Raw genomic sequence first — 627 nt, 5'->3', positions numbered from 1 at the left:
ATTCGACCTAAAAATACTTAAATAAGTAGAAGTGACATAATAAAAAAACACAAACCTTTGTTTAAGCCATAAAAACCAACCTTCACTTTATGCGGTGTTTGCAAATCGTTTTTTTTCAAACAATACATGGTTAATCATTCCGCCATTTTAAAGTGAATGAAATATTAAATTTTATTAAAATGGATAATACACACAAAGAAATTGTTAAAAACTTTAAAGTATCATACTTGGATATTATTATAGATAATAAAAACAATCATTACCCAATCAGCAATAGAATTAGTTTTAAATTCAAAGATGATAAAGGTAATGATGTCTTTATTTCTCTAACAAAACAAGAGGTGTTTAGTAAGTTATTTGAACACGTCATTAAATATTGAGTTTATGTCATTCTCAATATATTTATTATCTAATTCATGACTTACGCTAAAGGAAGGTCTTCCGTTCACGTAACAGACAGTACAAGAATCATTAATTTCATCTTCGTGTTCTGGGTATTTTTCAATTAGACTTAATACTTTAGTTCTAAAATCTTCAATTAATGACATTTGATTCATCATAGTAATATTTTTTATTGTTAATAAAGCACGGCTACTGCTTCAAATGTTTGCCAACGGTTTTGTATAA

General features: G+C 26.6%; 1 protein-coding gene. It reads right to left on the bottom strand.

Going from position 1 to position 627, the window contains the following annotated elements:
* Nucleotides 1-353: 353 nt before the first annotated feature.
* Nucleotides 354-560, bottom strand: a complete 207-nt coding sequence (locus tag FGM02_RS17930) for a hypothetical protein (RefSeq protein WP_139960010.1) — start codon at nt 558-560, stop codon at nt 354-356.
* Between the last annotated feature and the right edge of the window lie 67 nt (nt 561-627).

Origin of the sequence: Flavicella sediminum, assembly GCF_006381105.1 — a bacterium.
GTDB lineage: Bacteria > Bacteroidota > Bacteroidia > Flavobacteriales > Flavobacteriaceae > Flavicella > Flavicella sediminum.
Note: the sequence above shows the minus strand (reverse complement) of the source record. Positions and strands in the feature narration are given on the sequence as shown.

Excerpts from the sequence above, each read along its gene's own strand:
- FGM02_RS17930 (WP_139960010.1), bottom strand. The coding sequence starts at position 560 with ATGATGAATCAAATGTCATTAATTGAAGATTTTAGAACTAAAGTATTA.